General features: G+C 69.2%; 14 protein-coding genes and 2 pseudogenes. 7 read left to right on the top strand and 9 right to left on the bottom strand.

Translation table 11 applies throughout. From position 1 onward, the window contains the following. Positions 1–42: 42 nt before the first annotated feature. From ABT009_RS40210 to ABT009_RS40225, 4 genes are all read right to left on the bottom strand, one after another. Positions 43–723, bottom strand: coding sequence for a response regulator transcription factor (locus tag ABT009_RS40210; protein WP_351306431.1), 681 nt, complete (start codon positions 721–723; stop codon positions 43–45). Beyond that, entirely contained in the window at positions 720–1946 is a 1227-nt protein-coding gene (locus ABT009_RS40215; protein WP_351306432.1) for a sensor histidine kinase, read from the bottom strand. Before ABT009_RS40215 ends, ABT009_RS40210 begins: the two co-directional genes overlap by 4 nt. Positions 1947–2023: 77 nt before the next feature. After that, positions 2024–4264 (bottom strand): MMPL family transporter, encoded by a 2241-nt coding sequence (locus tag ABT009_RS40220; RefSeq protein WP_351306434.1) that lies wholly within the window; start codon positions 4262–4264, stop codon positions 2024–2026. Between the two features lie 283 nt (positions 4265–4547). Further along, positions 4548–4772, bottom strand: coding sequence for a hypothetical protein (locus ABT009_RS40225; RefSeq protein WP_351306436.1), 225 nt, complete (start codon positions 4770–4772; stop codon positions 4548–4550). Positions 4773–4796: 24 nt separating this feature from the next. On the opposite strand from ABT009_RS40225, the gene ABT009_RS40230 reads away from it, so the two are divergent. From ABT009_RS40230 to ABT009_RS40240, 3 genes are all read left to right on the top strand, one after another. Beyond that, complete coding sequence (locus tag ABT009_RS40230) at positions 4797–5081, top strand: hypothetical protein (RefSeq protein ID WP_351306438.1); 285 nt, start codon at positions 4797–4799, stop codon at positions 5079–5081. A gap of 3 nt (positions 5082–5084) precedes the next feature. Beyond that, the gene (locus ABT009_RS40235; RefSeq protein WP_351306457.1) at positions 5085–5354 is read left to right on the top strand and encodes a phage terminase large subunit family protein; all 270 of its coding nucleotides are present in this window, start codon (positions 5085–5087) and stop codon (positions 5352–5354) included. A 219-nt stretch (positions 5355–5573) separates the two neighbouring features. Beyond that, entirely contained in the window at positions 5574–7679 is a 2106-nt protein-coding gene (locus ABT009_RS40240; RefSeq protein WP_351306439.1) for a SpoIIE family protein phosphatase, read from the top strand. 97 nt (positions 7680–7776) lie between these two features. Here ABT009_RS40240 and ABT009_RS40245 read toward each other — a convergent pair whose 3' ends face one another. Beyond that, positions 7777–8139, bottom strand: coding sequence for a P-loop nucleotide/nucleoside kinase family protein (locus ABT009_RS40245; protein WP_351306441.1), 363 nt, complete (start codon positions 8137–8139; stop codon positions 7777–7779). 362 nt (positions 8140–8501) lie between these two features. Between ABT009_RS40245 and ABT009_RS40250 the strand changes: the two genes are divergently transcribed. Next, the gene (locus ABT009_RS40250; RefSeq protein WP_037648160.1) at positions 8502–8705 is read left to right on the top strand and encodes a cold-shock protein; all 204 of its coding nucleotides are present in this window, start codon (positions 8502–8504) and stop codon (positions 8703–8705) included. Between the two features lie 415 nt (positions 8706–9120). Then, on the top strand, positions 9121–9816 hold the full coding sequence (locus ABT009_RS40255; RefSeq protein ID WP_351306443.1) for a hypothetical protein: 696 nt from the start codon (positions 9121–9123) through the stop codon (positions 9814–9816). A gap of 106 nt (positions 9817–9922) precedes the next feature. Here the strand turns inward: ABT009_RS40255 and ABT009_RS40260 are convergent, their stop codons facing one another. Further along, complete coding sequence (locus tag ABT009_RS40260; RefSeq protein WP_351306445.1) at positions 9923–10786, bottom strand: helix-turn-helix transcriptional regulator; 864 nt, start codon at positions 10784–10786, stop codon at positions 9923–9925. Between the two features lie 150 nt (positions 10787–10936). Here ABT009_RS40260 and ABT009_RS40265 point away from each other — a divergent pair, with 150 nt between their 5' ends. Together ABT009_RS40265 and ABT009_RS40270 are read left to right on the top strand one after the other, a co-directional pair. Next, complete coding sequence (locus ABT009_RS40265; RefSeq protein ID WP_351306447.1) at positions 10937–11707, top strand: alpha/beta fold hydrolase; 771 nt, start codon at positions 10937–10939, stop codon at positions 11705–11707. A gap of 146 nt (positions 11708–11853) precedes the next feature. Beyond that, positions 11854–12600, top strand: coding sequence for a phosphotransferase family protein (locus ABT009_RS40270; protein ID WP_351306449.1), 747 nt, complete (start codon positions 11854–11856; stop codon positions 12598–12600). 19 nt (positions 12601–12619) lie between these two features. Here ABT009_RS40270 and ABT009_RS40275 read toward each other — a convergent pair. The 3 genes and pseudogenes from ABT009_RS40275 to ABT009_RS40285 form a co-directional block, all read right to left on the bottom strand. Beyond that, positions 12620–13477: pseudogene (locus ABT009_RS40275) on the bottom strand (IS5 family transposase). A gap of 153 nt (positions 13478–13630) precedes the next feature. Continuing rightward, positions 13631–14259, bottom strand: a pseudogene (locus ABT009_RS40280) (transposase family protein); the annotation flags it as partial. A 138-nt stretch (positions 14260–14397) separates the two neighbouring features. Beyond that, positions 14398–15048 (bottom strand): group II intron maturase-specific domain-containing protein, encoded by a 651-nt coding sequence (locus ABT009_RS40285; protein ID WP_351306451.1) that lies wholly within the window; start codon positions 15046–15048, stop codon positions 14398–14400. Positions 15049–15150 lie beyond the last annotated feature (102 nt).

Below are 15150 nucleotides of genomic sequence, written 5' to 3' on the forward strand. Positions count from 1 at the left end.
CCAGGGACCACACGCCAAGTATGGGATTTCCTGTGACGTCGATCAGCAACGTGGTGGGTTGGGGTGGACAAGGCCGGTCTGGTAAGCGATGACGACGAGTTGGGCGCGGTCGCGGGCTTGGAGTTTGTTCATGGCGTGGTGGATGTGGGTGCGCACGGTCAGAGGGCTGAGGTAGAGCTTTCCGGCGATCTCAGTGTTGGTGAGGCCTTCTGCGGCCAGGGCCATGACTTCACGTTCTCGGGCGGTGAGGGTGGCCAGGCTTTTCTGGGCTGCGGGGTGGGTGCCAGGCTGGGGGGTGGCGAGGAAGCGAGTGATGAGGTTGCGGGTGGCCTGGGGTGAGAGGAGGGCGTCGCCGGCGACGACGGTGCGGATGCCGTGGAGGAGTCCTTCGGCGCCGACGTCTTTGCCGAGGAAGCCGCTGGCTCCGGCGTGCAGTGCTCGGGCGACGTGTTCTTCGGTGTCGAAGGTGGTGAGGATGAGGATGTGGGTGGCTGACAGGTCGGGATCGGCGCAGATGGCGGCGGTGGCGGCGAGGCCGTCGGTGCCGGGCATGCGGATATCCATGACGACGACGTCGGGACGGTGCGTGCGGGTGAGCGTAACTGCCTCGTCGCCGTCGGCGGCTTCGCCAACAACTTCCATGTCGGGCCGGGAGTCGACGAGGATGCGGAAGGTCTCACGCAGGAGGGCCTGGTCGTCGGCGAGCAGGACGCGGATGGTCATGGCGTGCTGTCCTCATGGGATGAGCTCGGGTGCAGGGGGAGTTCGGCGGTGACTTCGAAGCCGCCGGCGGGACGGCGTCCGGCGTGCAGTTGTCCGCCGAGGGACAGCGCGCGTTCCCGCATTCCGATGAGACCGTACCCGTTGCCCGGGGTGTTTTCGGGGCCCGTTCCTTGGTCGGTGACGCTGATGGCGAGCCGGTCGTGGGTGTAGGTGAGGGTCACTTCCGCGGTGCTGGTGTGGGCGTGCTTGGCGATGTTGGTGAGCGCTTCCTGCACGATGCGGTAGGCGGTGAGGTCCACGCCGGGGGTGAGGGGCTGGGGTTGTCCGTGGGTGGCGAGGGTGACGGTGAGTCCGGCGGCGGTGTGCGTGTCGAGGAGTGCGGGGAGTTGGGCGAGGCCGGGGGCCGGCTGGAGGGGGTCGTCGGGTGTGTCGTTCTGCTGGCGCAGGAGTCCGACGGTGGCTTTCATCTCGCGCAGGGCGGTGGCAGTGGTCTCGCCAAGGGCGGTGACCATTTTCTCGGCCTGTTCCGGGTGGCTGCGGATGAGGAGGGCGGCGGTGGTGGCCTGGGCGTTGGCCAGGGCGAGGTGGTGGGCGGAGACGTCGTGGAGTTCGCGGGCGATGCGCATGCGTTCTTCGGCGACGCGGTGCCGGGCTTCTTCCTCGCGGGTCCGTTCGGCGTATTCGGCGCGGGCGTGCACCGATTCCAGGTAGGCGGTGCGGAAGCGGGCGGTGGAGCCGAGGGCGGCCGGCAGGAGGAGGTAGGCGATCGGGCCGATCACCTTGAGAGCCAGCGATTCTCCGGCGGGTCCGCCGATCGCAGAGGCGCCGACGGCGAGGGCGACGGCCGCGAGGGTGAAGTTCCGGGTCGTCCCGCGGTCGGTGCGCTCGGCCAGTGAGTAGAGCGCCGCCATCAGCGGGGCGAGCAGCAGGACGGTCATCACGTAGCCGGCCAGGGCCATAGCGGTCGCGCACAGGATGGCGACGGTGGTGACGAGCCTCGGCCGGGTGCGGTGCCACAGCAGTGCGGCGCAGGAGATACCGGCCAGGAGTACACCGAGCCACCCGTGGGCGGGTGCGGCCAGGTGGTCGACGCTGACGAAGCTGCCGGGAAAGGCCACGACGAACAGCACCAGGGCCACCGTGGTGTCGACCTTGCGGGGATGACTGCGCAGGTAGCGCTGCCAGGTCATGATCATCGTGCCTTCTGCGTGTGTAGTGATCATGGTGTACGCCGGGTCGGCGGAGCGTTCTGGAGGTGCCGCCCACCCGTGTCCAGGTGGGCGGCACCTCCAGGCTGCCACTAGTGGACGGGGAGACCCTGTCGCTCCGTCTCGTCGGGTGTTGCTGCCGTGGCGTTCGTATCGGTGGTCAGGGCGTTGCCCTCGACGTCGACGCGGGGCACGATCCGCTCCAGCCAGCGGGGCATCGTCCAGGCACGCTTGCCCAGCAGAGCGAGGACGGCGGGCACGATCGTCATCCGCACGACGAGCGCGTCGAACAGCACGGCGGTGGCGAGGCCGAAACCGATCATCTTGATCATGGGTTCGCTGACGCCGATGAATCCGGAGAACACCGAGATCATGATGACGGCCGCGGCGGCGACCACCCGGGCGCTGTGGCGGAAGCCGGAGACGATCGCCTGGCCGGGACGTTCGCCCTTCAGATGAGCCTCCCGGATGCGGGTGACGAGGAAGACCTCGTAGTCCATGGCGAGGCCGAAGACGATGCCGACCATGACGATCGGCATGGTGTTCATGATCGGGCCGGTTTGATGCACACCCAGCAGGTCGGCAAGCCATCCCCACTGGAAGACGGCGACGACCGCGCCGAGGGCGGCCAGCACCGACAGCAGGAATCCGAGCGCCGCCTTGAGCGGGACCAGCACGGAACGGAACACGATCAGGAGCAGGAGGAAGGCCAGGCCCACCACGAGTCCGAGGTACGGGACGAGGGCGCCCTGGACCTTCTGGTCGCTGTCGATGTTGCCCGCCGTGCTGCCGCTGACCATAAACGTCGCACCGGTGGCCTTCTCGATCGTCGGCCGGTCGTCGCGCAAGGTGTGGATCAGCGTGCTGGTCCGCTCGTCCTGGGGATCGGTGGCCGGGGTGACGGAGAAGACCGCGGTGTCGCCCGCGGTGTTGAAGCGTGCCGGCGAGACGGACACGACACCGTCGACGGCGCCGATTTCCCGGGCGCTCGCTTCTACGGCGCCCTTGGGGTCCTGGGCCGTTTTGGCGTCCACGACGATGGTCAGCGGGCCGTTGAAGCCCGGGCCGAAGCCCTTGGCCAGGGCGTCGTAGGCGCGGCGCTCGGTGGCCGAGGTCGGCTTGGACTCGTCTCCCGCCGTGCCCAGGTGCAGCTGTGCGGCAGGCAGGGCGATCACACCCAGGGCCGCCACCGCCACCAGCAGCACGGGCAGCGGCCGGCGAACTACCAGGCGGGCCCACCGACTGCCCATGTTCGGCTTGCCCTCGCCTACGGCGGACCGCACGCCACGGCGGGTGGAACGGCGTGTCGAGCGCGCCAGGACGGCGCGGGGGAAAATCCCGAGCAGGGCTGGGACCAGGGTCACCGCGACCAGTACCGACAGCGCCACGGTGCCGGCCGCTGCCAGTCCCATCTGGGTCAGCGTCGGGATCCCCACCACCGACAGGCCGGCCAGGCCGATCACCACGGTCAGGCCTGCGAACACCACCGACGACCCGGCCGTGCCCACGGCCACCCCTGCCGCGTCCTGCGGCGCGAGCCCCCGGGCACGCTCCTCCCGGTAGCGGGAGACGATGAACATCGCGTAGTCGATCCCGACCGCGAGGCCCAGCATCATCGCCAGCGTGCTGGTGGCACTGGACAGGCCCAGCGCACTGCTGAGAGCCATGATCGTCGCGGCGCCGATCCCAACACCGATCAGCGCGGTCAGCAGCGGCAGGCCCGCAGCGGCCAGCGAACCGAACGTGATCAGCAGGACCACGGCCGCCACCACCACGCCGACCAGCTCGGTCGCACCGCCCGACGGCTGGGTGGCCAGAACCGAGCCACTGACCTCGACCGTCAGCCCCGCGTCCCGTCCCTCCTCAACGGCCTGCTCCAGGTCCTGCTTCACCTTGTCGTCGACGTCCTTCGCCTTCACCTCGAAGGTGACCGACGCGTACGCCGTGGACCCGTCCTTGCTCACCGCGTCCGTCCGGTACGGGTCGGCCGCCCGGACCACCTGATCGAGGTCGCCGACCTGGCCCACGACCCCGTCGACGACCGATCGGTTCGCCTGGTCGGTGATCTTCTGGCCATCCGGCGCCACGAACACGAGCTTCGCGCTCGCCCCCTCGGAACTGGCGCTCCCGGTGCTGTTGGCGGGGAAGCGCTCCTCGATGAGGTCGAACGCCCGCTGCGACTCCGTCCCCGGCATCGAGTAGGAGCCATCAGGCGCAGCCGGCGCCAGCGCCGACGCCATGCCCGCGGCGACCAGCGCCAGTACCCACAGCACCAAGACGCGCCAGCGCCGCCGGAAGGCCAACCGGCCCAAACGATCAAGAAAGGCAGCCACAGAAGGAACTCCACATCCGAACTCGGGGAACCCCTCCACCCTGTCCGACCAGGCATTTCTCGTCTTCGTGTAGCTGCCGACAATCCACTACTACGTACGCAGTAGTCGCTGAGCGCGGATCACATCGCGGCCCGCGGTGGCGGCGTCACCGCCTGTATCCACCGAGCCGGGCCCGGCCGAGTGTCCCGCACCGTCAGGGCGCGATGGGGTTGATCTTCTTGTCCGGGTGGGCGGTGAGGACATACCGGGTAGCGGTGATGTTCGACAGGGTTGAACAGTCGCATCAGGACCAGGGGATCTTCGGTGTGGCGGGCCTCGTCGAGATCCGGTCGACGCGCAGCGCACTGGCGGTGAGGCCGAGCTGGCGGAACGGCTTGCGGACCACTCCGATGCTGATCGGTGGGTGGGAGTCGTTCACTGCGGTATTACGCGTGACAAAGAGGTGCGGGTTGGTGCTGTCCGGCCATCGCCGGTGGCGCTCCAGCCCCCAGGCGGTGGCCAGTTTCATGGTGAATTCGTCGAGGTAGATGACGTGGTCCAGGCGGCCGGGTCGCCGGATCCGCAGTCGGGCACGGGACCGGTCCAGGTCTGTCGGGTGGTCGGCCGCTCGGACCCCCTGGAGCAGATGTACGGCGACCACCGCCCCCGCGGCTACGTCCTCCACAGCGAACAGGACCGCTACACCCCCACCGCCGCGATGCGCCGCGCCGCCACGCTGTACCACGAGCACCAAGCCGACTGCGTTGTCGTCGAAGCCAACAACGGCGGAGACTATCTGCCCGCCCTCCTCACCGAGCTCGACCCCACCGTCCAGTAGCGCATCGTTCACGCCACCTGCAACAAGCGCGCCCGCGCCGCGCCCGTCGCGATGCTCTACGAACAGGCCCGCATCAGCCACGCCGGGCCGCCCCGTACCTTCGCCACCCTCGAGGAGCGGATGACGACGTACGTTGGCGCCTCCGAGCACGAGGAGAAGTCCCCCGATCTGCTCGACTCCTGCGTGTGGGCACTCACCGATCTATTCCTCGATGCGATGGCAGCCGGGGCCACGGCTCCTTCATCAGATGAGCGTCTGGCTGGTAGGAGGTAGCAGCTCAAGTCCGGTATATGACATCACCCGGGGCCCGCGGGCGGCCTTTCACAGCTCGTCGCGCTCGGTGTTCTTGGCGCGCACCGCCCGCATGGGATCACGGCGTGCGATGTCTCCCGGGAAGAGGTATGACGTAATCGGACGAGGTATGGCGTAACGAGAAGATCCATAGAGCGGTCCCTGGCGGTTCCGGTACCGCCGCCGGAGGGAGCGGCTGGTATGCGTGGGCATGAGGTCCGGAGCGGGGACAGCTGGGAGGACTGTGCCACCGCTGCGCCTGAGGACGGTGTCACCGCTGCGCCTGGAGGGCTGCTCGATTTGCTGCGGGTCGCCGCCATGGTCCTGGACAGCGACGGCCGGATCGTGCTGTGGAGCCCCGAGGCTGAGCTGTTGCTCGGCTACTCGGCCACCGAAGCACTGGGCCGGAGCGCCGGGGTGCTGGTGTCCCAGGAGGATCGGTGGCGGGCGCGGGAGCTGTTCGAACGCGTACGGGATGGCACGAGCTGGGCCGGAGTGTTCCCAGTCGTGCACAAGGACGGCTCGACGCGCCAGGTGGAGTTCCGCACCATGCGGCTGAGCGACACGCGTGGCGGCGTCCATGCCCTGGGCCTGGCCGCCGACGCCGAGACCGTGCGGAACGTGGAGAGGGACCTGGCCCTGAACCACAGCCTGTTCAACCAGACCCCCGTGGGCATCGCGGTGTTCGACGCCGATTTGCGGTGGGTCCGCGTCAATCCGTCACTGGAGCGGATCAACGGCCTGCCTGAGGAGGCCGTGCTGGGCCGCCGCGTCAGCGAGGCGCTGCCGGCGCTGGATGTGGAGGCCATCGAGTCGCGGATGCGGCACGTTCTGGAGACCGGCGAGCCGCTGCTGGATCAGCAGACCGTGGGCCGGACGGCCGCGGATACCGAGGATCACGCCTTCTCGGAGTCGTACCACCGGATTGAGGACCCCAGCGGACACGTGCTGGGCCTGGCGATCGCCGTCATCGATGTCTCCGAGCGACAGCTGGCAGCCGCCGAGGTCGCGAAGGCGCGCGAGCGACTGGCGGTGATCGCCGACGCCAGTGTCCGTATCGGCACCACCCTGGACCTGCAGCAGACCGCTCGTGAACTGGCCGAGATGGCCGTGCCGCAGCTCGCCGACCTCGCGGCTGTCGACCTACTCGACTCGGTGGTCAGCCATGGCGACCTCGACTCGGTGGTCAGCCATGGCGACGCAGCCGCAGCCCGGGGGGACGGCGCCGACTTCCGTGCCTTGGCGGTCGCGGCGGGTTACCCGACCGATGCCATCCGGGCCGCGGACCCGGTCGGCGAGCTGGCGTCGTACAGTTCGTCACGGCTGATCACCCAGAGCGTTCGAGGGGCGCGGCCGATCCTGGTCGAGCGGGTGAGTAGTGCGACGATGCCATGCATCGCCAGGGACGCTGCCGCCGCCGAGGTGCTCCGAAGGGCCGGGGTCCATTCCTATCTGGCCGCCCCGCTGATAGCCCGCGGAGAGGTGCTGGGCACGCTCAGCCTGTACCGCACGGTCAACGCCTTGCCGTTCGACGACCAGGACCTCACGCTCGCAACGGAGCTGGCCGCGCGCGCCGCCATCTGCGTCGACAATGCCCGGCTGTACGGGCGCGAGCGCACCATCGCGCTCACCCTCCAGCGCAGCCTGCTGACCCACCCGCCACCGGACTTCGACGGCATCGAGATCGCCTCCCGCTATCTGCCTGCGGTCAGCGAGGTCGGCGGGGACTGGTTCGACGTTCTGCCGCTCAAGGGGGGCAGGATCGGCCTGGTCGTCGGCGACGTGATGGGCAAGGGCGTGCACGCGGCAGCAATCATGGGCCAGCTCCGTACGGCCACCCGCGCCCTCGCCCGGCTCGACCTGGGTCCCGCCGAGCTGCTGTACCACCTCGACGACATCGCCGGTTCGCTCGGCGACTCGATAGCCACCTGTGTCTACGTCGTCTGCGACCCACAGCGCGGCCGATGCGAACTCTCCAGCGCAGGCCATCTGCCGCCCGTGCTGGTGCGCCCGGACGGCACGGCCGAGTATCTCGACATACCCAGCGGTGTGCCGCTGGGGGTGGGTGGGGTGCCCTTCAGTGCCGAGGAGCGGGAACTGGCGGAGGGGACCCTGCTCGCGCTGTTCACGGACGGCCTGGTGGAGCATCGCGGGGAGTCCATAGAGGTCGGACTGCAGGCCCTGCTGCGGCTGCTGGAGGGCGACCGACGCCCGCTGGAGGAGATCTGCGACACGGTGCTCAGCGCACTGCACCGCGAATATGACGACGACGTGGCGCTTCTTCTCGCACGGCGGCGACGGAGCTGACCCGGTTCCGGTTGCTGCGGCCACTGGTGCGCGAGGCGCACGACTGGTGAGCGAGAGGCGACGGCGCCCCGCTCATCAATGGCCGAAGCGTCGCTGATCAGCTAAGCGATCCCATGCAAGACGTGGTGTCCGGCATGGGTTGTGCCCACCGTGGCGGGGTGGCGTGGGCGTGCGGCACACCATGACGATCCGCCAGCGACCGCCACTGTCCCCGCGCCGCCTCCACGGAGTTGACCGCATCGACGATCACGGTTTGGCCCATGCCGAGCGCACCATCGGCCACGGCCTCGGCCACGACATACGCCGCCAGGCCCGTGGGCTGGTCACGGGCCACCCCCGCACGCCACATCGCCGCTTCGATCGGGTCCACGGACACGACCGGAACAGCCAGCTTGCGCCCCAACGCCTCGGCGACCGAACTCTTCCCCGCACCGGGCAGCCCCGCCATCGCGATCAACATGGCGACACCCTCGCACGCCCGACCGATCCGCCGACCATCAACGCCAGAACGGCACAGGCATCCGCATCCCGAGTCATCAAGTCACGCGACGACATCCACAGGAATTGACAATTACTCCGCCAGCTGCGGGGGCAGCGGGTACGCGCGAGTCCCTGCTGCAGGAGTGGGCCGGTCGCGACCCGGCTCCGGACATTGGCCGTTGCGCTCTGGTGGCAGCCAGTTTCGCCATGTAGCGTCGCTGTCAGATGTCGTGGTTCGCAGTACCTGCCCGCGCTCCGGCGTGGGCGCTTTGCTGTGCAGAGCAGGACCAGGACCTCTGGGTCCGCGCGGTGCGGACCCGATATCGACTGAGAGGCACCAGCATGGCCAGCGGAACCGTCAAGTGGTTCAACTCCGAAAAGGGCTTCGGCTTCATCTCCCAGGACGGTGGCGGACCGGACGTCTTCGCGCACTACTCCAACATCAATTCCTCCGGCTTCCGCGAGCTCCAGGAAGGCCAGGCGGTGACCTTCGACGTGACGCAGGGCCAAAAGGGCCCGCAGGCGGAGAACATCACTCCCGCCTGATCTCGCGGCCATACATCACCAGGCCCCCGGAGCGCTTGCTCCGGGGGCCTGGTGCATACCGCGCCGAAGGCCTCGGTCATTCGTCTCGGTGCTGCTGCGGTATCGGCTCTCGATGCCCACGGGGCTGGGCTAGCGTGGGCCGCCAGGGGCGAGGAACCTGGCCCCCATGTTGTCCATCGGGTTGAGATAGAAGAGCGCGGTGAACCACGAGGCCGCCTTGCGCGGGTGCTTGAGCTGCAGCAGTGAGAAAGTCGTCTTCCTCTCGCAGCTCGGCGGACGTCAGGGCGCCCGCAGGACCGGCGGCGCAGTTGGTGCGTGGTGCCCGGTCGAGTGCATATCGCGCGGGAAAACCGCTGCGCATAGTGAGGGTGGGTAGCATCCGGCAGGAACACCAGGACGACGAGAGCGAGCTGCTGTGTCCAACGATCCGGATGCCACCACAATCCAGACGGTCTACGCGAAGCGGGTTGCGTCCGACTTGGAGAGCAATCGCAGGCAACAGAGCGAGATTCGCGCGAAGCTGCAGGACTTGCAGGATCGACTCGAGCAGTTGCAGCAGGACGAGAAGTGGCTGTCGGGTGTGCAGGGCAGCCTGACGTCCACACCGCCACAGCAGGCGGAGCCCGCCGTCGCAGAAGCGCCCGCACCGTCCTCCACCGCCGCACCGGCTACCGCCCCCCGGGCCGTTCCGCAGCCGCGGGCAGAGCGCAAGAACGCCGGCACGCAGGACCGTCGGAAGAAGACAGCGCAGGCTGGGACCGATGGGCAGGTGACAAGCCCCAAGAAGGCCGTGAAGAAGACTGCTGGGAAGAGCGCGGGGCCCACGCTGCGCGAACTGGTCCTGGGCCTCCTGGTGCAGGGGCGTGGCGAGCCGCGCATGGTCAGTGAGGTCGTCAAGGAGCTGGCGGAGGCGTACCCGGAGCGCGCGGCGAAGCCCCAGGTGGTGCGCAACACGTTGGAGTCGCTCGTCGCCAAGGGAGAGATCGAGCGGGAGCGGAGGCAGGGGTCGGTGATGTACACGGCGCCTGAGCCGATGGACACGACAGAAGCCGCCGCGGCTTCCGATGCGGTTGTCGAGGACGCGAGCGAGAAGTCCACCGCCAAGGTCTAGGCAGCCAACCGGCGGCGGGCTTTGGCGCCCGGCCATGGTGTTCGTAGTCAGCGCCGCCGCTGTGCTCCTCATAAGCGAGACCCGCAGGCGGGCCCTCGGCTCCTGATCACCGGTGGCTGCGGTGCACCGTCTCGGGCCCGACGACGCGCAGCAAGTCGAGCGCCTCGGCGCTCGGTGTGCCGGGCGGGGGTGTGAAGACCCGCAGCCGCTGGTCCTCGGCCGGGCTGAGGAGCGCCTCATAGTCGAACTCGATCAGCCCGACCTCCGGGTGCCGCACCCGCAGTCGGCTCTGCCGCCGGACGGCCGCCTCGTGGCGGTCCCACATCGCGGCGAACTCGTCGCTCGCCTCCCGCAGCCGGGCGACGAGCGCCGCCGCCTCGGCGTCGCCGGGGCCGCGGCGCGCCACCGCCGTGCGGAGGTCGGCAACGGCCAGCCGGCCGTGCCGCTCGTGCTCGTCCTCCGGGTATGCCTCGCGGACGAACGGGTCGGTGAACCACCGCCACACCACGTTCCGGTCGGGCTCCTCCACCGTGCACACACAGCCGAACAGGGCTTCGGCCACGGCGTTCTGCGCCAGAAGGTCGCCCAAATCGCCGAGGATCTGCGCGGGGGTGCGCGTCAGCTGGTCGAGGAGGTACAGCAGCCCGGGACGCACATGGCTCCCCGCCCGGCGGCCTTCCGGCGGGCGGTGCCCGGCCAGCACGAACAGGTGGTCGCGCTCGTCCTCAGTGAGCCGCAGCCCGCGGGCCAGGGCGCCGAGCAGCTGGGTGGACGGCTGCGGGCTGCGCGCCTGCTCCAGGCGCATCAGGTAGTCGGCGGACATCCCGGCCAGCTGGGCCACCTCCTCGCGGCGCAGCCCGGGCGTCCGACGCCGGGGCCCGGAGGCCAGCCCGACGTCGTGCGGGCGCAGCCGCTCCCGCGACCGGCGAAGGAAGTCGGCGAGTTCACGGCGGTTCAGTTCGGCTGGCATGCCCCCATGGTCCGGCATCGGCGGGCCATGGGGGCATGCGGACCCTGGGATCGCCGGTCCTAGGGAGAGCGGTCCGCTCCTCATCCGGGCCGGGGCATCGCATCGTTGGCGGTGGAACACGGACCCCCACCCTCTAAGGGAAGAGGAACCATGCCTGCAGTGACCGTCAACGGCGCCCGCATCCCCTACCGCCTGGAGGGCTCGGGGCCCGTCCTCGTGCTGGTGCACGGCACCGGCGCGGGGTCGGTGACCTGGGAGTCGGCCCTCGGGTACTTCACCGGCCGACACACTGTCGTCCTCCCGGACCTGTCCGGCAGCGAGGCGGCCGAGGACGACGGCGGCGAGCTGACCGTCGAGCTGCTCGCCGCCCAACTGGCCGCCGTGCTGACGGACCTGGGGCGCGGCCCGGTGGACGTCCTGGGCTACTCGCTGGGCGCGCCTGTCGCCGCCCTGCTCGCCGCGGAGCACCCGGAGCTGGTGCGCCGGCTGATCACGCTCTCCGGCTGGTGCGGCCCGGAGGACCCGTACGTCCAAAACGGCTTGGCCGTCTGGCGCACGCTGGCCGACAACCCGACGGCCTTCGCTCGCTACGCCATGCTGACGGCCTTCAGCCGCCCCTACCTCAACACCCTCGACCGCGAGGCCGTGGAGGAGCTGGCGACCGGCATGCGTCCGAGCGCGAACCTGTTCCGCCAGATCGACGCCGACCTGAAGATGGACATCCGAGCCGCGCTCCCCCGCATCCAGGCCCCGACCCTGGTCATCGGGTGCACGCTGGACGCGCTGGTCCCCGTCGAGAACTCGCGCGAGCTCGCGGCGGGCATACCGCACAGCCGCTACGCCGAGCTGGAGAGCGGCCACGTGGCGCGGGTCGAGCGGCCGGCCGAGCTGACCAAGCTCGTCGAGGAGTTCCTCGGCTAAGGACTCCTAACAAAAGTGGTGGACTTGACCTGGTCAGAGGTCGGTGTCGCGCACGAGGCCGCCGGGTATCGGGACGCAGTCAGCCGCGTAATCGCACGCGATAAACCCGGCGACGTCGGCGATCATCCCCGGGATACTGGTCGCCCATGGATGAGGTCAAAGTCGTTGTCGCCCATTCCGAGCGCGCGACCCTGCGCGTCGGCGACGTGTTCCTGAAGGTGGACGCCGATCAGGCGCGCATCGACGTCGAGGTCGAGGCGATGTCCCTCGCGCCGGTCCCGACCCCGGAGGTCCTGTGGCGCAAGCCGCCCGCGCTCGCGATCGCCGCACTCCCGGGGACGACGCTTGGGCGCCTCGGCGGGCCGTCGACCGGGTCGTCGGCGGCGTGGGCCGCGGCGGGCGCCGCCATCCGGAAGCTGCACGACGCGCCGCTGCCGCCCCGGCCCGGCCGGGCCGGCCTGAGCATCGTCGCGCTGGCGGCGGAACTCGACGACGAGTGCGAGTTGCTCGTGACGAACGGCCTCCTGCCCGCTGACCTGGTCGCCCACAACCGCCAGGTCGCCGAGGCCGCGCTCCGGCCGTGGACTCCGGCGTTCACGCACGGCGACCTGCAGATCGCGCACGTCTTCGTCGACGGCGACGAGGTCACGGGCATCATCGACTGGTCCGAGGCGGGCCAGGGTGATGCCCTGTACGACCTCGCCACCTTCACGCTCGGACACGAGGAGCACCTCGACGACGTCGTCGCCGGCTATGGCACCGACATCGACCTCGACGTGATCCACGCGTGGTGGTCGTTGCGAAGCCTGCTGGTGGTTCGCTGGCTGATCGAGCACGGCTTCGACCCGTTCGCGCCGGGCTGTGAGGTCGACGTGCTGAGATCCCGGATGTGAGGCTGCGCGGGCCCGACTGCTACGAATGCGTTCTGACGCATCGAGCAGGCCATCCCCTGGGGCGCATCGCCTGCCCTTGCTCTCGACAAAGTGCGGTGCGCAGTCGTCGCCAGCAGATGACGGCGCAGCCGAGGGTGACGAACGCGTGGTGGATGTCGTCGCGGATCTCCCAGCGGATGCGCAGGCGGCGGAACCAGTGCAGCAGCGCGATCGTTCCTTCCACGACCCAGCGGTACACACCCAGGCCGGAGCCGTGCCCGGTGCCGCGCCGGGCGAGGTGCGGGGTGATCTGGAACCGGCGGACCTTGTCCCGGTAGACCGCGTGGTCATAGCCGCGGTCGGCGTACAGATACCTGGGGCGGCGCAGTGGCTGGCCGCGCTTGCCGCGGATCGGCGGGACGGCCTGGATCAGCGGGATCAGTTGGGTGACGTCGTTGCGGTTGCCGCCGGTGGTGATTGCCGCGAGCGGGATGCCGTGCGCCTCGACGATCAGGTGGTGCTTGCTGCCGGCCTTGCCCCGGTCCACCGGGGACGGACCGGTGGCCGGCCCGCCCTTCATCGCGCGGATGTGGCTGGAGTCGACCGCTGCGCGGGAGAAGTCCAGCAGGTCTGCGGCCCGCAGCTCGGACAGCAGCAGCTCGTGCAGGCGCTGCCATACCCCGGCCTCGTTCCAGTCCCGCAGCCGTCGCCAGCAGGTCATCCCCGAGCCGAAGCCCAGCTCCTGGGGCAGAAACTCTCAGCGGATCCCGGTGTACAGCACGAACAGGATCCCGCACAGCACCTTGCGACTATCCAGACGCTTACGACCTGGACGCTGCGGATTACGCGGGACGACCGGCAGCAGCGGCTCGATCCGCGCCCACAACTCGTCGTCGATCTCCCACGGTCTGGCAGCGGTCTTCCTCGTCTCGACTGGCTCGCACCCCCTTCGGCCAGCATCAACGAGAACTGACACGCCGTCATTCCCGGAGGTCCAGAAACCTCCTTTTGTTAGGAGTCGTAAGCCGCCTGGCCCCGGACTTCGCAGGTCACCCATTTGTTTTTTGACCGGGTGGCGGAGGCCGGCCCCGGCGTTCTGGTAGCCGAGGTCGGTCAGGGTGGGGATGTCGAGGGTGTCGGCGAGCCGGTTCAGGGCGGCGATCAGGCCGTGGGTACGGGCGCAGGTGATGTCGTGCTCGCGGCCGGGCCGGACCGGCGAGACCCGGAGCGGCCAGCCGTCGGGTGCGGAAATGACCTGGACGTTGCCGCCGTGGTGCTTGTGCTTGCCCGACCACCACAGGTCGGCCTTGTTCGGGCCGGGGGCGGCGACGCGATCGGTACGGATGACGGTGCCGTCGAGGTTGAGGTGTGTAACGCCGGCCGCGGCCGCGCGCTCCAGCGCGGTGGACAGGTCCGGGGCGTGGTCGGCGAGCACGGTCCCCCCTTCGTGGAGGTAGCGGTAGGCCGTCGGGACGGAGATCCAGCTGTCTCGGGCGAGTTGAGTCAGCCGGGTACCGTCCAGGAACCAGCGCAGGATCAACACGCTCTGTTTGAACGGCCCAGGGCGCGGGTGCCCTTGCGGATCCCGAGACGCTCGCGGTGTTCGAGCAGCAGCTTCGCGAGGGCCTCAGCAGTGGCCCGGCTGACATCGAGCACGCCGGTGTAGGTGACACTGGTCAACGCGTGAAGCCTCTCGGTACCCGGAATCTGTTCTTCGCAGACCCGTTCCGCCGAGTAGCCGAGGGGAATTTCACCCCTCGGCTCTCACAGAACCGTGCGTAACAGTCGCCCATTACACGGCTCTTGTCGCTCTGATCGTCAGATCACCGCGGCATCCACGGTGAATCGCCAGTGCGAGAACATGCGGGGGTACCGCTGGGCGATCTCCCGTAGTTTCGCAGTGGCTCTCCGTTTGGCTACGAGCCGTTTGTACTTCTGGCGGATCCAGCGCACCAGGTAGGCGTTGATGCGTGCCAGGAAGGGGGTCAACTCCCACGGCCTGAAGCGGCCGTAGTAGTTGATCCATCCCGCCACCACAGGATTGATCCTGCGGGCGAGCTCGCTGAGGGACAGATCGGAACGGGTGTGCAGGTGCCAGGAACGCACCTCCCGCCCGATCCTCTTCAGAGCATCCCTGCTGGCCGCCGGCTCGAACGACAGGAACTTCCTGTTGAGCCGGGTCCGGTTTCTCCTGGGGCGGAACGTGTACCCAAGGAACGTGAACGCCGTGTGCTCGTACGAGCCGCGGCGGACGCCGTCCTTGCAGTAGACGATTCGTGTCTTGTCCGGGTGCAGCTGCAACCCGACTTCGACCATCCTGTTCGTGAGCGCGGCCAGCACCTGGCGGGCCTGCCGCTCCGTGACGCAGTGCAGCACCGCGTCGTCCGCATAGCGTTCGAACCAGACTGTCGGGAACTCCCGCGCCATCCAGGTGTCGAACGCGTAGTGCAGGAACAGGTTTGCCAGCACGGGAGACCACGCCCCCAACGCAATGGGCAACTTTTGCTTCGAGGTGACGCTCGGTTATCGGCGGCTGGAACTGCTTCCTCGCGCTGAGAGTAGGCATCGTCA

This window comes from Streptomyces sp. NPDC002896, assembly GCF_040295225.1.
Lineage (GTDB): Bacteria > Actinomycetota > Actinomycetes > Streptomycetales > Streptomycetaceae > Streptomyces.

Excerpts from the sequence above, each read along its gene's own strand:
- ABT009_RS40245 (WP_351306441.1), bottom strand. The coding sequence starts at position 8,139 with ATGTTGATCGCGATGGCGGGGCTGCCCGGTGCGGGGAAGAGTTCGGTC.
- ABT009_RS40265 (WP_351306447.1), top strand. The coding sequence starts at position 10,937 with ATGCCTGCAGTGACCGTCAACGGCGCCCGCATCCCCTACCGCCTGGAG.
- ABT009_RS40215 (WP_351306432.1), bottom strand. The coding sequence starts at position 1,946 with ATGATCACTACACACGCAGAAGGCACGATGATCATGACCTGGCAGCGC.
- ABT009_RS40270 (WP_351306449.1), top strand. The coding sequence starts at position 11,854 with ATGGATGAGGTCAAAGTCGTTGTCGCCCATTCCGAGCGCGCGACCCTG.
- ABT009_RS40260 (WP_351306445.1), bottom strand. The coding sequence starts at position 10,786 with ATGCCAGCCGAACTGAACCGCCGTGAACTCGCCGACTTCCTTCGCCGG.
- ABT009_RS40210 (WP_351306431.1), bottom strand. The coding sequence starts at position 723 with ATGACCATCCGCGTCCTGCTCGCCGACGACCAGGCCCTCCTGCGTGAG.
- ABT009_RS40240 (WP_351306439.1), top strand. The coding sequence starts at position 5,574 with ATGCGTGGGCATGAGGTCCGGAGCGGGGACAGCTGGGAGGACTGTGCC.
- ABT009_RS40250 (WP_037648160.1), top strand. The coding sequence starts at position 8,502 with ATGGCCAGCGGAACCGTCAAGTGGTTCAACTCCGAAAAGGGCTTCGGC.
- ABT009_RS40225 (WP_351306436.1), bottom strand. The coding sequence starts at position 4,772 with ATGAAACTGGCCACCGCCTGGGGGCTGGAGCGCCACCGGCGATGGCCG.